Annotated in this window: 19 protein-coding genes; 12 read left to right on the top strand and 7 right to left on the bottom strand. The window is 63.9% G+C overall.

The window, feature by feature from the left end:
* The first annotated feature begins 140 nt into the window (after positions 1 to 140).
* Together rpmB and rpmG are read left to right on the top strand one after the other, a co-directional pair.
* A complete protein-coding gene (rpmB, locus tag AC3WK8_RS00315) occupies positions 141 to 377 on the top strand; it encodes a 50S ribosomal protein L28 (protein ID WP_031320695.1) in 237 nt (78 codons plus the stop codon).
* A gap of 11 nt (positions 378 to 388) precedes the next feature.
* Positions 389 to 544, top strand: coding sequence for a 50S ribosomal protein L33 (gene rpmG, locus AC3WK8_RS00310; protein WP_003177274.1), 156 nt, complete (start codon positions 389 to 391; stop codon positions 542 to 544).
* A 58-nt stretch (positions 545 to 602) separates the two neighbouring features.
* Here the strand turns inward: rpmG and AC3WK8_RS00305 are convergent, their stop codons facing one another.
* Positions 603 to 965 carry a cupin domain-containing protein gene (locus AC3WK8_RS00305; RefSeq protein WP_022641832.1) on the bottom strand — a complete coding sequence of 121 codons (363 nt, stop codon included), beginning with the start codon at positions 963 to 965 and terminating at the stop codon, positions 603 to 605.
* A 239-nt stretch (positions 966 to 1,204) separates the two neighbouring features.
* On the opposite strand from AC3WK8_RS00305, the gene AC3WK8_RS00300 reads away from it, so the two are divergent.
* Together AC3WK8_RS00300 and AC3WK8_RS00295 are read left to right on the top strand one after the other, a co-directional pair.
* A complete protein-coding gene (locus AC3WK8_RS00300) occupies positions 1,205 to 2,698 on the top strand; it encodes an aldehyde dehydrogenase (protein ID WP_103326384.1) in 1,494 nt (497 codons plus the stop codon).
* Between the two features lie 122 nt (positions 2,699 to 2,820).
* Positions 2,821 to 3,972, top strand: coding sequence for an MFS transporter (locus tag AC3WK8_RS00295; protein WP_085594225.1), 1,152 nt, complete (start codon positions 2,821 to 2,823; stop codon positions 3,970 to 3,972).
* Between the two features lie 3 nt (positions 3,973 to 3,975).
* Here AC3WK8_RS00295 and AC3WK8_RS00290 read toward each other — a convergent pair whose 3' ends face one another.
* Together AC3WK8_RS00290 and AC3WK8_RS00285 are read right to left on the bottom strand one after the other, a co-directional pair.
* Positions 3,976 to 5,544 (bottom strand): phospholipase D family protein, encoded by a 1,569-nt coding sequence (locus tag AC3WK8_RS00290; RefSeq protein ID WP_103326385.1) that lies wholly within the window; start codon positions 5,542 to 5,544, stop codon positions 3,976 to 3,978.
* A 62-nt stretch (positions 5,545 to 5,606) separates the two neighbouring features.
* Complete coding sequence (locus AC3WK8_RS00285) at positions 5,607 to 7,031, bottom strand: aminotransferase-like domain-containing protein (RefSeq protein ID WP_085594229.1); 1,425 nt, start codon at positions 7,029 to 7,031, stop codon at positions 5,607 to 5,609.
* A gap of 178 nt (positions 7,032 to 7,209) precedes the next feature.
* Between AC3WK8_RS00285 and AC3WK8_RS00280 the strand changes: the two genes are divergently transcribed.
* The gene (locus tag AC3WK8_RS00280; protein ID WP_053133659.1) at positions 7,210 to 7,455 is read left to right on the top strand and encodes a DUF1127 domain-containing protein; all 246 of its coding nucleotides are present in this window, start codon (positions 7,210 to 7,212) and stop codon (positions 7,453 to 7,455) included.
* Positions 7,456 to 7,510: 55 nt separating this feature from the next.
* Here AC3WK8_RS00280 and AC3WK8_RS00275 read toward each other — a convergent pair whose 3' ends face one another.
* Positions 7,511 to 8,821 carry an NAD(P)/FAD-dependent oxidoreductase gene (locus AC3WK8_RS00275; protein WP_103326386.1) on the bottom strand — a complete coding sequence of 437 codons (1,311 nt, stop codon included), beginning with the start codon at positions 8,819 to 8,821 and terminating at the stop codon, positions 7,511 to 7,513.
* A 147-nt stretch (positions 8,822 to 8,968) separates the two neighbouring features.
* Between AC3WK8_RS00275 and AC3WK8_RS00270 the strand changes: the two genes are divergently transcribed.
* Positions 8,969 to 9,322: a YkgJ family cysteine cluster protein gene (locus AC3WK8_RS00270; RefSeq protein WP_103326387.1), complete on the top strand. Its 354-nt coding sequence runs from the start codon at positions 8,969 to 8,971 to the stop codon at positions 9,320 to 9,322.
* 163 nt (positions 9,323 to 9,485) lie between these two features.
* Here AC3WK8_RS00270 and AC3WK8_RS00265 read toward each other — a convergent pair whose 3' ends face one another.
* A complete protein-coding gene (locus AC3WK8_RS00265; protein WP_011064210.1) occupies positions 9,486 to 9,974 on the bottom strand; it encodes an Lrp/AsnC ligand binding domain-containing protein in 489 nt (162 codons plus the stop codon).
* Between the two features lie 155 nt (positions 9,975 to 10,129).
* Here AC3WK8_RS00265 and dadA point away from each other — a divergent pair, with 155 nt between their 5' ends.
* The 6 genes from dadA (at position 10,130) to AC3WK8_RS00235 (ending at position 16,256) form a co-directional block, all read left to right on the top strand.
* Positions 10,130 to 11,431 (top strand): D-amino acid dehydrogenase, encoded by a 1,302-nt coding sequence (dadA, locus tag AC3WK8_RS00260; protein ID WP_053133665.1) that lies wholly within the window; start codon positions 10,130 to 10,132, stop codon positions 11,429 to 11,431.
* Positions 11,403 to 11,756 (top strand): RidA family protein, encoded by a 354-nt coding sequence (locus AC3WK8_RS00255; protein WP_022641824.1) that lies wholly within the window; start codon positions 11,403 to 11,405, stop codon positions 11,754 to 11,756. The genes dadA and AC3WK8_RS00255 overlap by 29 nt, the downstream gene beginning before the upstream one ends.
* An 89-nt stretch (positions 11,757 to 11,845) precedes the next feature.
* Entirely contained in the window at positions 11,846 to 12,919 is a 1,074-nt protein-coding gene (gene alr, locus AC3WK8_RS00250; protein ID WP_103326388.1) for an alanine racemase, read from the top strand.
* Positions 12,920 to 13,050: 131 nt separating this feature from the next.
* Complete coding sequence (locus AC3WK8_RS00245) at positions 13,051 to 13,599, top strand: cupin domain-containing protein (RefSeq protein ID WP_053133672.1); 549 nt, start codon at positions 13,051 to 13,053, stop codon at positions 13,597 to 13,599.
* A 181-nt stretch (positions 13,600 to 13,780) separates the two neighbouring features.
* Positions 13,781 to 14,197 carry a c-type cytochrome gene (locus AC3WK8_RS00240; RefSeq protein WP_031320691.1) on the top strand — a complete coding sequence of 139 codons (417 nt, stop codon included), beginning with the start codon at positions 13,781 to 13,783 and terminating at the stop codon, positions 14,195 to 14,197.
* A gap of 136 nt (positions 14,198 to 14,333) precedes the next feature.
* The gene (locus tag AC3WK8_RS00235; RefSeq protein WP_103326389.1) at positions 14,334 to 16,256 is read left to right on the top strand and encodes an acetyl-CoA hydrolase/transferase C-terminal domain-containing protein; all 1,923 of its coding nucleotides are present in this window, start codon (positions 14,334 to 14,336) and stop codon (positions 16,254 to 16,256) included.
* A gap of 13 nt (positions 16,257 to 16,269) precedes the next feature.
* Here the strand turns inward: AC3WK8_RS00235 and AC3WK8_RS00230 are convergent, their stop codons facing one another.
* Together AC3WK8_RS00230 and rep are read right to left on the bottom strand one after the other, a co-directional pair.
* Positions 16,270 to 16,842, bottom strand: coding sequence for a xanthine phosphoribosyltransferase (locus AC3WK8_RS00230; RefSeq protein ID WP_022641819.1), 573 nt, complete (start codon positions 16,840 to 16,842; stop codon positions 16,270 to 16,272).
* A 56-nt stretch (positions 16,843 to 16,898) separates the two neighbouring features.
* Positions 16,899 to 18,908 (bottom strand): DNA helicase Rep, encoded by a 2,010-nt coding sequence (rep, locus tag AC3WK8_RS00225; RefSeq protein ID WP_085594239.1) that lies wholly within the window; start codon positions 18,906 to 18,908, stop codon positions 16,899 to 16,901.
* Between the last annotated feature and the right edge of the window lie 30 nt (positions 18,909 to 18,938).

Raw genomic sequence — 18,938 nt, 5'->3', positions numbered from 1 at the left:
TTTTCTAGGGGCCCGGTTCCTTGCACCTGCAGGCGTAGCCGGTAAGACCCTAAAGAAACGCGGCGCCTGGCGCCAAATGACTGAGAGATTAAGCGGCCAACCCATGCCGGGTTGGGCATGTGGTTTTAGAGGGCTGAGGCATGTCTAGAGTCTGTCAAGTTACCGGTAAGGGTCCGGTGACTGGGAATAACATTTCCCACGCAAACAACAAAACCCGTCGTCGTTTCCTGCCGAACCTGCAGCATCACCGCTTCTGGGTTGAGTCCGAGAAACGTTTCGTGCGTCTGCGCGTATCTGCCAAAGGCATGCGTATCATCGACAAGCGCGGTATCGACGCCGTTCTGGTCGACATCCGTCGCGATGGCGGCAAGGTTTAAGGGAGCTAATCATGCGTGAATTGATTCGTTTGATCTCGAGCGCCGGTACTGGTCACTTCTACACTACCGACAAGAACAAGCGTACTACTCCGGACAAAATCGAGATCAAGAAATACGATCCGGTTGTTCGTAAGCACGTGATCTACAAAGAAGGCAAAATCAAGTAATTGATTTTTCTTCTGACAAAAAAACCCGCCTTCAAGCGGGTTTTTTTGTGCCTGCGATTCAGGCTTTCTGTTCGAAGGCCACGTAGACCTTGCGGCAGGGTTCCAGCACTTCCCAGGTGCCCCTGAAGCCGGCCGGGATCACGAAACGGTCGCCCGCGCGCAGGGTCTTGGCGTTGCCGTCGTTGTCGCGCAGGACCGACACACCCTGCAGGATCTCGCAGTATTCATGCTCGGTGAAGTTCACCGTCCACTGGCCTACGGCGCCTTCCCAGATCCCGGCATTGAGTTGGCCGCAAGGGCTGGCGTAGTGGTTGAGCACCGCTTGCTCGGGGTCGCCCTTGAGGATCTTTTCTGCGGCGGGCCGATAGCGTTCGACCTCGGTGGCGGCCTGGCTGAAGTCGACGACGTTGTGGATGCTCATTGCTGGATTCCCCCGTGATTACGGCGCGAGTGGCTATGAAGGGCAGAGTCTATGTTTATTAAAATGCACATAGCAATCCGGTTTGCCCGGGCTCTGTCAAATATATTGAAAGTACCGGTCCCGCTGGTTTAGGGTGGCGAGTGCCTCGGGCCGAAGACAGGCTGGCCGGGCAGAATTCTTCAAGAGTGCCAGCGTCGTTCGCGTGGCGCTTGCATCCACAACAAGAGGAGGCTACTCGCATGACCACCCTGACTCGTGCCGACTGGGAACAACGCGCCCGGGAACTGAAGATCGAAGGCCGCGCCTATATCAACGGTGAATACACCGCTTCGGTTTCCAATCAAACCTTCGAATGCATCAGCCCGGTAGACGGTCGTGTGCTGGCCACCATCGCCAGTTGCGATGCGGCAGACGCCCAGCGCGCGGTGGAAAATGCCCGCGCTACCTTCAACTCCGGTGCCTGGTCGCGCCTGGCCCCGGCCAAGCGCAAGTCGGTGATGATCCGTTTCGCCGGCCTGCTCAAGCAGCACGCCCAGGAGCTGGCCCTCCTGGAAACCCTGGACATGGGCAAGCCCATCACCGACTCCCTGGAGATCGACGTTCCCGGCGCGGCGCAGGCCCTGAGCTGGAGCGGCGAGGCCATCGACAAGATCTACGACGAAGTCGCCGCCACTCCCCATGACCAGCTGGGCCTGGTCACCCGTGAGCCAGTGGGCGTGGTCGCGGCCATCGTGCCGTGGAACTTCCCGCTGATGATGGCCTGCTGGAAGCTGGGGCCGGCGTTGTCCACCGGCAACTCGATAATCCTCAAGCCATCGGAGAAATCGCCACTGACCGCGATCCGTATCGCTGCCCTGGCGGTTGAAGCCGGCATTCCCGCCGGTGTATTCAACGTGCTGCCAGGCTACGGCCATACCGTCGGCAAGGCCCTGGCCCTGCACATGGACGTGGACACCCTGGTGTTCACCGGTTCCACCAAGATCGCCAAGCAGCTGCTGGTGTACTCCGGCGAGTCGAACATGAAGCGCGTCTGGCTCGAGGCCGGCGGCAAGAGTCCGAACATCGTGTTCGCCGATGCCCCCGACCTGCAGGCCGCCGCCGAATCCGCGGCCAGTGCCATTGCCTTCAACCAGGGCGAAGTCTGCACCGCCGGCTCCCGCCTGCTGGTGGAGCGCTCCATCAAGGACAAGTTCCTGCCCATGGTGCTCGAGGCCCTCAAGGCCTGGAAACCGGGCAACCCGCTGGACCCGGCCACCAATGTCGGAGCCCTGGTGGATACCCAGCAGATGAACACCGTGCTGTCCTACATCGAGGCCGGCCACGCCGACGGCGCCAAGCTGCTGGTCGGCGGCAAGCGCACCCTGGAGGAAACCGGCGGCACCTACGTCGAGCCGACGATCTTCGACGGCGTCAGCAACGCCATGAAGATCGCCCAGGAAGAGATCTTCGGCCCGGTGCTGTCGGTCATCACCTTCGACACTGCGGAAGAAGCGATCCAGATCGCCAACGATACCCCTTACGGGCTGGCGGCAGCGGTGTGGACCGCGAACATCTCCAAGGCCCACCAGGCTGCCCGGGCCTTGCGCGCCGGCAGTGTATGGGTCAACCAGTACGACGGTGGCGACATGACCGCGCCGTTCGGTGGCTTCAAGCAATCGGGCAACGGCCGTGACAAGTCGTTGCACGCATTCGACAAGTACACCGAGCTGAAGGCGACCTGGATCAAGCTCTGAGTCCCTTGTGTCCAGTCCGTCCCTGAAGGGGCGGGCGATCGTAGCGCAGCCGGGCTTTCCGCAAGGGAAGTCCGGCTGTGTTGTCTGTGCCTTGCAGAACAATGATCCACAGGAGCGTGGAAATGCGTTGGGCGACCTATTTCGCCGTTTTATCCGCTGTCCTGAGCGTGGGCCTGGCCCTGGGCATGACCATGCCGCTGGTGTCCTTCCGCCTCGAAGGCTGGGGCTACGGGCCCTTTGCCATCGGCGTGGTCGCGGCGATGCCGGCTATCGGCGTATTGCTCGGGGCGAAGATTTCCAATCGCCTGGCGGCCCGCCTTGGCACCGCCAGCCTGATGCGCCTGTGCCTTTGGGCGGGGGCGGTGTCCATCGGCTTGCTGGCGCTGTTGCCCAGCTACCCGGTGTGGCTGGTGCTGCGGCTGATCCTGGGCATGGTGCTGACCATCATCTTCGTGCTCGGGGAAAGCTGGATCAACCAGCTGGTTGTGGAGCAGTGGCGCGGGCGCCTGGTGGCGCTGTATGGCAGCGGCTACGCCCTGAGCCAGCTGGCCGGACCCTTGCTGCTGGGAGTGTTGGGCACCGAGCATGACTACGGCTTCTGGGTGTCGGTCGGCCTGCTGGCGGTGGCGCCCTTGTTCCTGCTGGGCCGCAGCGGTGCCCCGGCCACCGAGTCGTGCAGCGTGACCCTGGTGGGCCTCTGGCACTTCTGCAAGGCATTGCCGGCGATTGGCTGGGCGGTGGCGCTGTTCGCCACCTTCGAGGCGCTGATCCTCACCCTGTTGCCGGTGTATTGCCTGAGCCAGGGTTTCAGCGAGGACATCGCCCTGGCGATGGTCAGTACCGTGGTGGTGGGCGATGCCCTGCTGCAACTGCCGATCGGCGCCCTGGCCGACCGGATATCGCGCCGTGGGTTGTTCACCGGCTGTGCGGTGATCCTGCTGTGTTCCAGCCTGGCCATTCCGCTGCTGCTGGATAATCGCTGGCTGATCTGGCCGCTGTGGGTGCTGTTCGGCGCCAGCGCCGGCGGCTTGTTCACCCTGTCGCTGATCCTGATCGGCGAGCGCTATCGCGACGATGCACTGGTACGGGCCAATGCCCATGTGGCCCAGCTCTGGGGGATCGGCTGCCTGGTCGGTCCCCTGGTGGCGGGAGCGGGCAGCCAGTGGGTCAGCGGCCATGCCATGTTGCTGCTGGTGGCGGCCGGTGCCTTCGGGTTGCTGCTCCTGCTGCTGCGCCCAGGCGCCTTCGGTAGCCCCCAGGCCCAGCCCTCGTAGTGGCTAGAGCATGCGTTCCAGGCCGATGCGGGTGCTCAGCCAGGCGTTGATCCGGCGCCACCAGCTGCCAGGCTCGTGATCCAGGCTGTGCAGCCGGCCCTGGTCCTCGGTGACCCAGGTCAGCTTGCCATCCTCCAGCCTGACCTCGTAGCTCAGGGCCGGGGCCATCCCCTGCCGGGCCAGCTCGCGCACGTGCCCGGCCAGCTCCGGACTGTCCACCAGCACCCCGACCTCGGTGTTCCACAACACCGAGCGCGGGTCGAAATTGAACGAGCCGATGAAGCTCTTGCGCTGGTCGAAGATCATCGCCTTGCTGTGCAGGCTGGAGTCCGAGCCATGGATGGAGCCACCGTGAAACAGCCTGGGCCCGCTGCCGCCGCGCTCTCCAGGCTGGCGTCGCAGCTCGTAGAGCTTGACCCCGTGCTCCAGCAGTGCCTTGCGATAGGGTGCGTAGCCGCCATGCACCACCGGGACATCGGTGGCTTCCAGGGAGTTGGTCAGCAAGCTCACCGCGACCCCGGCATCGGCGCGGCCCGTCAGGTATACCAGGCCGGACTGGCCGGGGACGAAGTAGGCCGAGACCATGATCAGCTCCTGGCTCACGCGCCGTAGTTCCGGTGCCAACTGGGTGGTCAGCAACAGTTGCGGATCGGGGTCGCCCTTGGCCAGGACCTTGGCCGGCGCGTCCCACAGCGTCTGGTTCCAGGCCCAGATCAGTTCCCTGCGCCAGAGCTCCATGCGCGGCTGGGTCTGGTAGGCCATCAGCTGTCGATACAGCGCCTGGTTCTGCCGGCGACTGTCCTGCAGCGATTGCTCCAGGCGTAGCCGGGTGTTGTCCAGGTCGTTGGCCGATGGGGCCCGGGACAGGAACTCATCCACCGGCTTGCTCAGGACGCTGTTCCAGTATTGGTCGAAGCTGTGGCCCAACTGCTCGGCCACCGGGCCGACGCTGAGCATGTCGATGTCGGTGAAGTTCAGGTTGGGCTCGGCATCGAAGTACTCATCCCCCAGGTTGCGCCCACCGACGATGGCCACGCTGTTGTCGGCCAGCCACAGCTTGTTGTGCATTCGCCGATGTTGCTGCGAGAGGTTGAACAGGCGGCCCATGGAGCGGGTGAGGACGGTGCTGCGCCCCAGGTGCAGGGGGTTGAACAGGCGGATCTGGATCTGCGGGTGGGCCGCCAGGGTGGCGATGATCTGGTCCAGGCCGTCGCTGGTGGTGTCGTCCAGCAAGATGCGCACCCGCACGCCGCGATCGGCGGCCTTGAGCAGTTCGTCCACCAGCATCCGTGTGCTGATGCCGTCGTGGAGGATGTAGTACTGCAGGTCGAGGCTGCTTTGCGCCCGGCGAATTAATTCGGCGCGGGCCATGAACGCCTCGGTGCTGTTGGGCAGCAGGCGGAAGCCCGAGCGCCCTTGGTAGGGAGCGGCCTGGGCCTTGATCGATTGGGCGAACGCCGAGTCAGTGGCGGCCAGGGCCTGGCTGGGCCGGGGTGGCGTTTGTGGAGTGGCGCAGCCGCCGAGCCCGAGGCCCAGCAGCAGAAGCAAGGAGAACGCCTGTTTACGGCTCAAGTCGGGTCATCTCGTATCACTGCACGGGGTACATGCCTGGCTTGGAACGAAAGGGGCAGGCGTCAGTCCTGGATGTCGCTGAGTAGCTGGCTGGCCGCGGCGCCGACCTTGCGTACCGCGTCCTCGACCTGCGGGGTTGGCTTGGCAGCGTAGTTCATCCGCAGGCAATTGCGGTATTTGCCCGAGGCGGAAAAGATGCTGCCCACGGCGATCTGCACCCCCTGGTCCAGCAGGATGCGGTTGAGCTTCAGAGAGTCGAAGCGCTCGGGAAGTTCGATCCACAGCAGGAAGCTGCCTTGCGGGCGGCTGGCGCGGGTGCCGGCGGGAAAGTAGCGGCTGACCCAGTCCAGCATCAGGTCGCGGTTGCGCTGGTACTGGTTGCGCATCTTGCGCAGGTGGGGCTCGAAATGGCCGCCCTTGAGGAACTCGGCGATGGCCACCTGGGGCTGCGGAGCCGTGGAGCCGGTGCTGATGTACTTCATGTGCAGCACCCGTTCCAGGTAGCGCCCGGGGGCTACCCAGCCGATGCGCAGGCCCGGCGCCAGGGTTTTCGAGAACGAACTGCACAGCAGCACGCGGCCATCATCGTCGAAGGACTTGATGGTCCGTGGACGCGGGTAGGTGTAGGCCAGTTCGCCATACACATCGTCCTCGATGATCGCCACGTCGAAGCGCTGGGCCAGGGTCAGCAAGGCGCGCTTGCGCTGCTCGGGCATGATGTAGCCCAGGGGGTTGTTGCAGTTCGGGGTCAACTGTATGGCCTTGATCGGCCACTGCTCCAGGGCCAGCTCCAGGGCTTCCAGGCTGATGCCGCTGACCGGGTCGGTGGGGATCTCCAGGGCCTTCATGCCCAGGCCCTTGAGGGTCTGCATGGCGCCGTGGAAGCTCGGCGAGTCCACGGCGACGATATCCCCGGGCTGGCAGATGGCGCGGATGCTGGTGGACAGCGCTTCATGGCAACCGGTGGTGATCACCAGGTCGTTGGCTCCCACCTGGCAGCCTGAATCCAGCATCAACCGCGCGACCTGCTCGCGCAGCTCCAGCACGCCGTAGATGTTGTCGTAATGCAGGCCGGGCATGTCCTGGCGGCGGCTGAGCCGGGCCAGGGCCCGCAGCAGCGGCTTCATGGTCGGCGTGGTGATATCCGGCATGCCGCGTCCCAGCTGCACCACGTCCTTGCGCGGCACTGCGCGGACCAGCTCCAGCACCTGGTCCCACTGGGAAATCTCCACCGGCCGCTGGGCCGGGCGGCCCACTGCGGGCAGGGCCGGCAGCTCGCGGCTGGGCGGCACGAAATATCCCGACTTGGGCTTGGGCATCGCCAGGCCGTTGTCCTCGAGCAGGCGATAGGCCTGCTGCACCGTGCTCAGGCTGACTCCATGCTCGAGGCTCAAGGCACGCACCGACGGCAGCCGGTCGCCGGGTCGGTAGAAGCCCTGTTCGATGCGGGTGCCCAGGAGTTCGGCGAGATTCACATAGAGGGTCATGCTGTTGCCTCGTAGTGGTGGGCGTGAGGACCGGTACAGATCGGCAAAAAATCCAGGATTCAGCAGGATTCTGGCTAAATCTGTATGGAGTTAATACAGATGCTTTGGCTCTGTATCGGTTTTTGCTTGCCACGCATCATGTCGGCTCATGGCAACTTGAGCAACAGGAGCGATGCAGATGAGCGGCTTGAGCGATGTGCGGCTGTCGTTACACAGTCAGGAACTGGTGGCGGAGCAGGAACAGGCAGTGGAGCGAGCATCGTCCCGTTCCGCGCCTTCCGGCCTTGGCCGCTGGGGCTTGTACTGGCATCGGCTGAGCACGCGCAGGGCCCTGCTGGAGATGCCGGCCGAGCAGTTGCGGGATATCGGCCTGAGCCCTGACGAAGCCCGGGAAGAAGGGCTCAAGCCCTTCTGGCGGCGGTAGCGGCGCTTGCCTGCCAGGGGCCCTTGGCCCTGGCAGCGGGGAAGGTTCCTGGTGTTCAGGCCAGTTCTTTCAGGCGATGCCAGAGCATGCCCAGGGCCAGCAGTGGCGAACGCAGGTGCTTGCCGCCGGGGAAGGTGATGTGCGGCACCTTGTCGAACAGGTCGAACCCCCCACCGTGCTGGCCGCTGATGGCTTCGCCCAACAGCTTGCCCGCCAGGTGCGTGGCATTCACTCCATGGCCCGAGTAGGCCTGGGCGTAATACACATTGGGCTGGTCCTTGAGCCGGCCGATCTGCGGCAGGCGGTTGGCGCCGATGCCGATCATCCCGCCCCACTGGTAGTCGATCTTCACGGCGGACAGCTGCGGGAACACGTCCAGCATCTTCGGCCGCATGTAGGCGGCGATATCCTTGGGGTCGCGCCCGGAGTAGTGGCAGGCGCCACCGAACAGCAGGCGCCGGTCGGCCGAGAGCCGGTAGTAGTCCAGGGCCACTCGCTGGTCGCAGACGGCCATGTTCTGTGGCAACAGCTCTTGGGCCTGGTCCGGGCTCAGGGGCTCGGTGGCGATGATGTAGCTGCCGGCCGGCAGGACCTTGCCGCCCAGTTGCGGATTGAGGTCGTTGAGATAGGCGTTGCAGCCCAGCACCAGGGTCTTGGCGCGCACCGTGCCGCGGGCCGCATGCACCTTGACCTCGGCCCCGTAGTCGATGCGGGTCACGCACGAATGTTCGAACAGGCGCACCCCCAGCCGTTGCGCGGCCTGGGCCTCGCCCAGGGCCAGGTTCAGCGGGTGCAGGTGGCCGGAGCCCATGTCGACCAGGCCGCCGACGTAGCGCTTGGAGCCCACCACGCTGTGCATTTCGCTGGCCTGCAGCAGACGGGTCTCGTGGCGATAGCCAAGGCTGCGCAGTTCCTCGGCTTCTCCGGCAAAGCCTTCGAGCTCGGCGGGTTTGTTGGCCAGGTCGCAGTAACCCCAGGTCAGGTCGCAAGGGATCTGGAAACGCTCGATGCGCTGGCGGACGATCTCCACCGCCTCCAGGCCCATGAGTTTCATCTGCCGCACGCCTTCGCTGCCGATCACCTTGGTGAACTGCTCCAGGCCGTGGCCGACGCCGCGAATCAATTGCCCGCCATTGCGCCCACTGGCGCCCCAGCCGATTCGCCGGGCTTCCAGCAGAACCACGCTGAGGCCGCGCTCGGCCAGCTCCAGCGCGGTGTTGAGCCCCGAGAAGCCGCCGCCGACCACGCATACATCCGCGACCTGCTCGCCGGCCAGGGCCGGATAGTCCGGTTGTGGCAGGCTGCTGGCGGCGTAATAGGAAGCGGGGTGCCGGTCGCTGGCGGCGTGCTGGAGGCTGGCGGGCATGAATGGCGTCGTCCTGATCGAGTCTGGAAAATGCACGGAGGATAATCCGCGCCTTTCCGGCGGGGCAACCGCAGGGCGGTCGGCGCTGACCTGGCGGGTGGATTTGAGGCAGAATCCACGGCCGTCCACGCGCCTGTAGGCCTTTTAATGAGCTGTAACCGCCAGATCGTCCGTAGCCTGCGCCAGCAGATTCCCTCCTTCGAATGCGTGCCTGGTTGCCACTACTGCTGCGGCCCGGTCACCACGTCGCCGGAGGAGATGTCCCGCCTGCCACGCAAGACTGCCGCCGAGCAGGACGCGGCCATGGCGGCGCTGGACTGTGTGCACCTGGGCCCCGAGGGGTGCACGGTGTATGACGAGCGACCGCTGATCTGCCGCCTGTTCGGCACCACGTCGAGCCTGCCGTGCCCCAATGGCCGGCACCCGGTGGAGCTGATCCATCCGCAGGTCGAGAAGCAGATCCACGACTACATGGCCAGCCAGCGCCAGGTGCTGGTCTAGCAGGCCGTTGAAAATCTACCTGCGTTGCCATCGCTGCCTTGAAAACAGGCTGGTGCGCCAGCCCGGTCAAAATGCCCATTTACCACGCGTAGACCGCGCTTTTTCGCCTGTTTGCGCCTTGCGCTAGCTGCCTCGCCTAGGTTTTTCAACGGCCTGCTAGCCTTCAGTCGGGAATCGGCAGGCTCAGGCTTTCCTTCACTTCCTCCATCACGATGTAGCTCTTGGATTCGCGCACGTGGGGCAGCTTGAGCAGGATGTCGCCCAGCAGCTTGCGATACGAGGCCATCTCCGAGATCCGTGCCTTGACCAGGTAGTCGAAGTCGCCGGAGACCAGGTGGCACTCCAGCACGTGGGGCAGCTTGAGCACCGCCCGGCGGAACTCCTCGAAGGTGTCGCCGGACTTGTAGTCCAGGCTGATCTCGACGAAGACCAGCAGGCTGCCCTTCAGATGCTGCGGGTTGAGGCGGGCGTTGTAGCCCATGATGATCCCTTCGCGTTCCAGGCGCCGTACCCGCTCGGTGCAGGGGGTGGTGGAGAGGCCGACCCGTTCCCCCAGCTCGGTGAAGGAAATGCGTCCGTCGGCCTGCAGGATGCGCAAGATGTTGCGGTCGATCTTGTCCAGGGCGCGGCGGGTCTGGTGGTTGGTTCTCATAGGGGATGCCCCTCCGTGAAAAGCGATATTGCCGAGAATTCTCGCCAAATATAGGCGGTTATATAGTGAAAATCACTGCCTGATGTTTCTTACACTGCGCGCATCTTTGCTTCGAATAACAACCGGCGGCGGTCAGCCGCGATGAGGATATGAAAATGCGCGTTCTGGTCTTGGGCAGTGGCGTTATCGGAACCACCAGTGCCTATTATCTGGCTCAAGCCGGATTCGAAGTGACCGTGGTGGACCGTCAGCCTGCCGTTGCCATGGAAACCAGCTTCGCCAACGCCGGCCAGGTGTCGCCTGGCTATGCCTCGCCATGGGCCGCCCCGGGCGTTCCGCTCAAGGCCATCAAGTGGCTGCTGCAACGCCACGCCCCGCTGGCGATCAAGGCCACCGCCAACGTCGATCAATACCTGTGGATGGCGCAGATGCTTCGCAACTGCACCGCCAGCCGCTATGCCGTGAACAAAGAGCGCATGGTGCGCCTGTCCGAATACAGCCGCGACTGCCTCGACGAACTGCGGGCGGAAACCGGCATCGCCTATGAAGGTCGCAGCCTGGGTACCACCCAGCTGTTCCGTACCCAGGCGCAACTGGACGGTGCGGCCAAGGACATTGCCGTGCTCAAGGAGTCCGGCGTGCCTTTCGAACTGCTGGACCGCGACGGCATCGCCCGGGTCGAGCCGGCCCTGGCCAGCGTCACCAACATCCTCGCCGGTGCCCTGCGCCTGCCCAACGACCAGACCGGCGACTGCCAGATGTTCACCACCCGCCTGGCGGAAATGGCCGTCAAGCTGGGCGTCGAGTTCCGCTTCGGCCAGGACATCCAGCGCCTGGACTTCGCCGGCGACCGGCTCAACGGCGTGTGGATCGACGGCAAGCTGGAAACCGCCGATCGCTACGTGCTGGCCCTGGGCAGCTACTCGCCGCAATTGCTCAAGCCACTGGGCATCAAGGCGCCGGTATATCCGCTCAAGGGCTACTCCCTGACCGTGCCGATCACCAACTCGGCGATGGCCCCGACGTCGACCATCCTGGACGAAACCTACAAGGTCGCGATCACCCGTTTCGACAACCGTATCCGGGTCGGCGGCATGGCCGAGATCGCCGGTTTCGACCTGTCGTTGAACCCACGCCGGCGTGAAACGCTGGAGATGATCGTCAACGACCTCTATCCTCAGGGCGGCGACCTGTCCCAGGCCAGCTTCTGGACCGGGCTGCGTCCCACCACCCCGGATGGCACGCCGATCGTCGGCGCCACGCCGTATCGCAACCTGTTCTTGAACACCGGCCACGGTACGCTCGGCTGGACCATGGCCTGCGGTTCGGGCCGCCTGCTGGCGGACCTGATGGCCAAGAAGAAGCCGCAGATCAGTGCCGAAGGCCTCGACATTTCCCGTTATGGCAACCCTCAGGAGTCAGCTAAACATGTCAATCCAGCGCCAGCTCACCAATGAGCGCATGAGCCAGATCGTTGTTCACGGCGGTACCGTCTACCTGGCCGGACAGGTCGGGGACAACCTGCAGGCCGGGATTGAGCAACAGACCCGGGAAACCCTGGCCAGCATCGAGCGCTTGCTGGACCTGGCCGGCACCGACAAGACCCGGCTGCTGTCGGTGACCATCTACCTGAAGGACATCGATGCCCATTTCGAAGGCATGAACAGTGTCTGGGACCAGTGGCTGCCCAAGGGCGTGGCACCGGCCCGGGCCACCGTCGAGGCCAAGCTCTGCGAGCCGGAAATCCTCGTCGAGCTGTCGGTAGTGGCCGCCCTGCCTTAAACGAAAAGATCCCTCTCCCGGTGCCGGTGGCGGTTCTGCGCCATCCAGCACCGGTTTTTATTCCCATGACCGCCTAGAAGTCTGCCGCCATGCGTCCTGCCCGTGCCCTGATCGATCTCCAAGCCCTGCGTCACAACTATCAACTGGCCCGCGAAGTCTCGGGTGCCCGTGCCCTTGCGGTGATCAAGGCCGATGCCTATGGCCATGGCGCGGTGCGCTGCGCCCAGGCCCTGGAGGATTGCGCCGACGGTTTTGCCGTGGCCTGCATCGAGGAAGCCCTGGAGCTGCGCGCCGCGGGCATTGGCGCGCCGGTGTTGTTGCTGGAGGGTTTCTTCGAGGCGTCGGAGCTGGCGCTGATCATCGAGCATGATTTCTGGTGCGTGGTGCACTCGCTGTGGCAGCTGGAGGCTATCGAGCAAGCGAACCTGGCCAAGCCGCTGACGGTCTGGCTCAAGCTGGACTCGGGCATGCACCGGGTCGGCCTGCACCCCAAGGACTATCAGGGCGCCTACCAGCGGCTGCAGGCCAGCGGCAAGGTCGAGAAGATCGTGCTGATGAGCCACTTCGCCCGTGCGGACGAATTGCATTGCACCAGCAGCACCGAGCAGATCGCGGTATTCGAAGCGGCCCGCCAGGGCCTTGGGGCCGAGGTCAGCCTGCGCAACTCGCCGGCGCTGATGGGTTGGCCGAGTGCGCCCAGCGACTGGGTGCGCCCGGGCATCATGCTCTACGGGGCGACGCCGTTCGAAGAGGCCAACTCGCTGGCCGAGCGCCTGCAACCGGTGATGACCCTGGAGTCCAAGGTCATCTGCGTGCGTGAGCTGCCTGCCGGCGAGCCCATCGGCTACGGTGCCAAGTTCATCACCGACAAGCCGATGCGGATCGGCGTGGTCGCCATGGGTTACGCCGACGGCTATCCGCGCCATGCGCCCACCGGCACCCCGGTACTGGTGGCCGGCCAGCGCAGCCGCCTGCTGGGCAGGGTTTCCATGGACATGCTGTGTGTCGATTTGACGGACGTGCCCGAGGCCGGCCTGGGCTCGACCGTGGAACTGTGGGGCAAGAACATCCTGGCCAGCGAGGTCGCCCTGGCGGCCGATACCATCCCCTACCAGTTCTTCTGCAACCTGCGGCGGGTGCCGCTGGTGTACAGCGAGGGCTGAGGCCCCGCGGGCCGTACCGAAAGTCGCCTATCCTGGGGGAATCCGGGGCAAGTGTTGTAAATACTGAACGCTGTCGCCATGATAACGCTCGATTACAACAACGCCTGATTCCCGCCTAGGAGACTGCCGTATTGGACGTCGGTGAACGACTGCAATCCATCCGTAAACTGAAGGGTTTGTCCCAGCGTGAACTCGCCAAGCGCGCGGGCGTCACCAACAGCACCATTTCAATGATCGAGAAGAACAGCGTCAGTCCTTCGATCAGCTCGTTGCGCAAGGTGCTGGGCGGCATCCCCATGTCCATGGTGGAGTTCTTTTCCGAGGAAGTTCTCCAGGAGACTCCTTCGCAGATCGTCTACAAAGCCCACGAACTGATCGACATCTCCGATGGCGCCGTGACCATGAAGCTGGTGGGGCGCGCACGCCCGAGCCGCGCCATTGCCTTTCTCAACGAGATCTACCCGCCGGGCGCCGACACCGGTGAGGAGATGCTCACCCATGACGGCGAAGAAACCGGGATCTTGCTCGAAGGTCGCCTGGAACTGGTGGTAGGCCTGGAAACCTTCATCCTCGAGGCCGGTGACAGCTACTATTTCGAAAGCACCAAGCCCCATCGTTTCCGTAATCCGTTCGATGCGCCGGCGCGACTAATCAGCGCAGCCACCCCAGCGAATTTCTAGACCAAGAGGCGTCCTGCAAGGCTTGCAGCGAGGCCCCAGCGACATTTCGCCGCGATCAAGACCCCTTCGACTTTGGGGTTGTTTCAGTGTGGCGGGCTAACCGTTATACTTTCGCCCGCCTGCGAAACCGTGGCCGCAGGCGTGACTAGCCACCATTGAGGGTGTACGCGTGAACCTAATTATGAAAATGCTGGCCGCACCAGCAACCGTATTGGCCCTTTGGGCAGTCAGCGCTCAAGCTGCGACCAATGACGATATCGCCAAGCGCCTCGAGCCCGTTGGCCAGGTCTGTGTCCAGGGTCAGGAATGCAAGGGGATGGAAGTCGCTGCCTCCGCAGGCGGTGGCGGTGGCGCCAAGTCGCCGGACGACGTGATCGCCAAGCACTGCAACGCTTGCCACGGCAGTGGCCTGCTGGGCGCACCGAAGATCGGCGATACCGCTGCCTGGAAAGAGCGTGCCGATCACCAGGGCGGCCTCGATGGCATCCTGGCCAAGGCGATTACCGGCATCAATGCCATGCCTCCTAAAGGCACCTGCGCCGATTGCTCCGATGAGGAGCTCAAGGGCGCGATCCAGAAGATGTCCGGCCTGAAATAAGCGGTCATCTGCAGCGAAAAAGCCGCTTGCGAGCGGCTTTTTTGTGGGCGCGATTTGACCTGCGCCCTGTTCAATGCAGCAAACTCCCGGCAAGCTCGGTCCAACCCCAATTCACGGACGGTTCCTGGAGGGTCAGATGCTGCAATCCTGTTCCATCGAGCAGGCGGTGGATGAAGTACTCGCCCGCTTGCCGCAACACATCCACATGGGCATGCCCCTGGGGCTGGGCAAACCCAATCGGTTCGCCAATGCCCTGTACCGGCGCATCGCCCAGTTGCCCGAACGCCAACTGACCATCTACACCGCCCTGAGCCTGGGGCGCCCGGCCCTGGGCGACGGCTTGCAGCGGCGGTTTCTCGAACCCTTCGTCGAGCGGGTGTTCGGCGACTATCCCGAGCTGGACTTCCTTGCCGACCTGCACCGCGACAGCCTGCCGGCCAACATCCGCGTCGAGCAGTTCTTCATGCAGCCCGGCAGCCTGCTGCACAGCGCGGCGGCGCAACAGGACTACGTCAGCAGCAACTACAGCCATGCGGCCCGGGACATCAATGCCGCCGGCCTGAACCTGGTGGCCCAGCTGGTGGCCCGCGATCCGCAGCGGCCTGGCCAGCTGAGCCTGAGCTGCAACCCGGACATCACCCTGGACATGCTGCCGCTGATCGCCAAGCGCCGCGCCGCCGGGGAGACCATCCTGATCCTCGGCCAGGTCCATGCGGACCTGCCCTACATGCCGGGCGACGCTGAAGTCCAGGCGAGGGACTTCGACCTGCTGATCGACGAAGAAGAGCGCAGCACGCTGTTTTCCACGCCGAACATGCCGGTGGGCGTGCAAGACCATTGCATCGGCCTGCACGCCAGTACCCTGGTGCGCGATGGCGGCACCCTGCAGATCGGCATTGGTTCCATGGGCGATGCGCTGACCGCCGCCTTGCTCGCACGCCAGGCGGACAACCAGGGCTACCGTGCCTTGCTGGCGGACTTGCAGGTGGATCATTGGCAGCCGCTGATCGATCGCGAGGGCGGCGTCGAGCCGTTTGCCCAGGGGCTCTATGGTTGCAGCGAGATGTTCGTCAACGGCTTGCTGGCCCTGGCCGATGCCGGGATCGTGCGGCGCAAGGTCTACCCGAGCCAGGAGCTGCAGGAACAGGCCAATGCCGGAACCCTGGACCCCTCCACGCCGGGCGGGGTTGCGATCCATGGCGGCTTCTTCCTCGGGCCGCGCAGCTTCTACCAGCGCCTGCGCGAGCTGCCCAAGGAGCGGCTCGCGGAGTTCAACATGAGCGCCATCAGCTACATCAACGAGCTGTATGGCTATGAGGAGCTCAAGCGCCTGCAACGTCGCGATGCACGCTTCATCAACAGCGCGTTCACCATGACCCTGCTGGGCGCCGCGGTGTCCGATCAGTTACAGGGCGGGCGGGTGTTGAGCGGCGTGGGCGGGCAGTACAACTTCGTGGTCCAGGGCCATGCCCTGGCGGATGCCCGTTCGGTGCTGATCCTGCGCAGTTGGCGGGAGTCGGCCGGGGAGGTCAGTTCCAACATCGTCTGGGAGTACGGCCATTGCACCATCCCGCGGCACCTGCGGGACATCGTCATCACCGAGTACGGGATCGCCGATCTGCGGGGCAAGTCCGATGCGAAGGTGATCGAGGCGTTGCTCAACATCAGCGATTCACGTTTCCAGCCCGGGCTGATGGAACAGGCACAGAAGGCCGGCAAGCTGCCCAGGGACTTCCGCCTGGATCCGCGCTTTGCCGATAACACTCCGCAGCGCTTGCTGGACATCCAGGCGCGCCACCGCCACCTGTTTCCAGAGTATCCGCTGGGCAGTGACTTCACCGCCCAGGAGCGCGACTTGCTGCGGGCGCTGAACTGGCTCAAGAGCAAGTTCAAGCTCAGCGAGATCCTCGAGCTGGGCAAGGCAGCCTTCGACGCGCCGGAGCCCGAGGCATTTCCCGAGCACCTGGAGCGCATGGGGCTGGAGCAGCCCGAGGGCCTGCGTGAAGACCTGTACCAGCGCTTGTTGCTGGCTGGCCTGCAGGCCACTCGTCAGCCGTGAGCCTGGCGCCGGGTCACTCGATGAAAGTGACCACGCCGCCGGCCAGGGATTTGACCCGCGCCAGGGATTCCACGCGGTAGCCCTGGGAGTCCAGTTCGGCGCGGCCGCCCTGGAAGGATTTCTCGATCACGATGCCCAGGCCGGCCACGGTGGCGCCGGCCTGCTTGATGATCGAGATCAGGGCCTGGGAGGCCTTGCCGTTGGCCAGGAAGTCGTCGATGACCAGCACGCGGTCGCTGCTGGTCAGGTGCCGTGGCGAGATGGCCACGGTGCTTTCCACTTGCTTGGTGAAGGAGTAGACGGTGGCCGAGAGCAGGTTCTCGGTCAGGGTCAGGGATTGGTGCTTGCGGGCGAAGATCACCGGTACACCCAGGTTCAGGCCGGTCATGACCGCAGGAGCGATGCCGGAGGCCTCGATGGTCACGATCTTGGTGATGCCCGAGTCCTTGAACAGCCTGGCGAATTCGTCGCCGATCAATTTCATCAACTGCGGATCGATCTGATGGTTCAGAAAGGCGTCGACTTTCAGTACTTGATCGGAAAGCACGATGCCTTCTTCGCGAATTTTCTGGTGCAGTGCTTCCACGGAGCTTCCTCTGATGGCCACTTTGGGGCCAAGGGTCTGTTGAAAAATAGTCGATTTTACCGCTTTAGCATCGCGCGTATATCGGCCAAAGCGTTGTTGCCGCGAACGGCCTTGACCTCGGTCGGCGTGTCGTCATTGCCTTCCCAGGCCAGGTCGTCCGGAGGCAGTTCGTCGAGAAAGCGGCTTGGCGCGCAGTCGATGATTTCGCCGTACTGCTTGCGCTTGGCCGCGAAGGTGAAGGCCAGGGTCTGGCGCGCGCGGGTGATGCCCACGTAGGCCAGGCGTCGCTCCTCCTCGATGGTATCGGCTTCGATACTGGAGCGATGGGGGAGGATTTCCTCCTCCATGCCCATGATGAACACGTAGGGAAACTCCAGGCCCTTGGAGGCGTGCAGGGTCATCATCTGTACCCCTTCGGCGCCGTCTTCCTCTTCCTGCTGGCGTTCCAGCATGTCCCGCAGGACCAGCTTGCCGATGGCGTCCTCGACGGTCATCTCGCCGTCTTCGTCTTTTTCCAGGGTGTTCTTCAGGGCCTCGACAAGGAACCAGACGTTGCCCATCCGGTAGTCCGCGGCCTTGTCGCTGGAGCTGTTGGTGCGCAGCCAGTTCTCATAGTCGATGTCCATGATCATGCTGCGCAGGGCGCCGATCGGATCTTCGCCGGCGCATTGTTCGCGGACCCGGTCCATGAAGCGCTTGAAGCGTGCCAGGCGGTCGGTGAAGCGGCTGTCCAGGTGCTCGCCCAGGCCGATTTCCTCGGTGGCGGCGTACATGGAGATACCGCGTCCGGTGGCGTAGTTGCCGAGTTTCTCCAAGGTCGTGGAGCCGATTTCCCGGCGCGGCACGTTGATCACCCGCAGGAAGGCGTTGTCGTCATCGGGGTTCACGATCAGGCGGAAGTAGGCCATCAGGTCCTTCACTTCCTGGCGGCCGAAGAAGCTGTTGCCGCCGGACAGGCGATAGGGCACCTGGTGGTGCTGCAGCTTCAGCTCGATCAGCTTGGCCTGGTAGTTGCCCCGGTAGAGGATCGCGAAATCGCTGTAGGGACGGTTGGTGCGCAAGTGCAGGGTGAGGATTTCCATGGCCACCCGCTCGGCCTCGGCGTCCTCGTTCTTGCAGCGGATCACGCGGATCTCGTCGCCGTGGCCCATCTCGCTCCACAGCTGCTTTTCGAATTCGTGGGGGTTGTTGGAGATCAGCACGTTGGCGCAGCGCAGGATGCGGCTGGTGGAGCGGTAGTTCTGCTCCAGCATCACCACTTTCAAGGACGGGTAGTCGTCCTTGAGCAGCATCAGGTTTTCCGGGCGCGCGCCGCGCCAGGCATAGATCGACTGGTCGTCGTCGCCTACCACGGTGAACTGGTTGCGCGTGCCGATGAGCATCTTCACCAGCAGGTACTGGCTGGCGTTGGTGTCCTGGTATTCGTCCACCAGCAGGTAGCGCACCTTGTTCTGCCACTTCTCGAGGATGTCGGCGTGCTCCTCGAACAGCTTCACCGGCAGCAGGATCAGGTCGTCGAAGTCCACTGCGTTGAACGCCTTGAGCGTGCGCTGGTAGTGGGTGTAGACGATGGCCGCGGTCTGTTCCTTGGGGTTGCGCGCGTTTTCCAGGGCCTGGGCGGGCAGGATCAGGTCGTTCTTCCAGGCGCCGATCATGTTCTTGATCTCGTCGACGCCGTCGTCCCCGGAATACTCCTTCTGCATGATGTCGGTCATCAGGGCCTTGACGTCGGTCTCGTCGAAGATCGAGAAGCCCGGCTTGTAGCCCAGCCGCGCATGCTCCTTGCGGATGATGTTCAGGCCCAGGTTGTGGAAGGTCGATACGGTCAGGCCGCGACCCTCGCCGCTGCGCAGCAGGGTGCCGACCCGTTCCTTCATTTCCCGTGCCGCCTTGTTGGTGAAGGTCATGGCGACGATGTACTGGGCGCGGATCCCGCAGTTCTGGATCAGGTGGGCGATCTTGCGGGTGATCACGCTGGTCTTGCCGGAGCCTGCACCGGCGAGCACCAAAAGAGGGCCGCCGACGTAGTTCACGGCTTCTTGCTGCCGGGGATTGAGTCGGGACATGACGGTAAAAAGGGATCGGTTGCGAAAAGG

It is taken from the genome of Pseudomonas sp. FW507-12TSA (assembly GCF_058781435.1).
The sequence above is the reverse complement of the archived record's forward strand: the minus strand, read 5'-3'. Positions and strand labels throughout refer to the sequence as shown.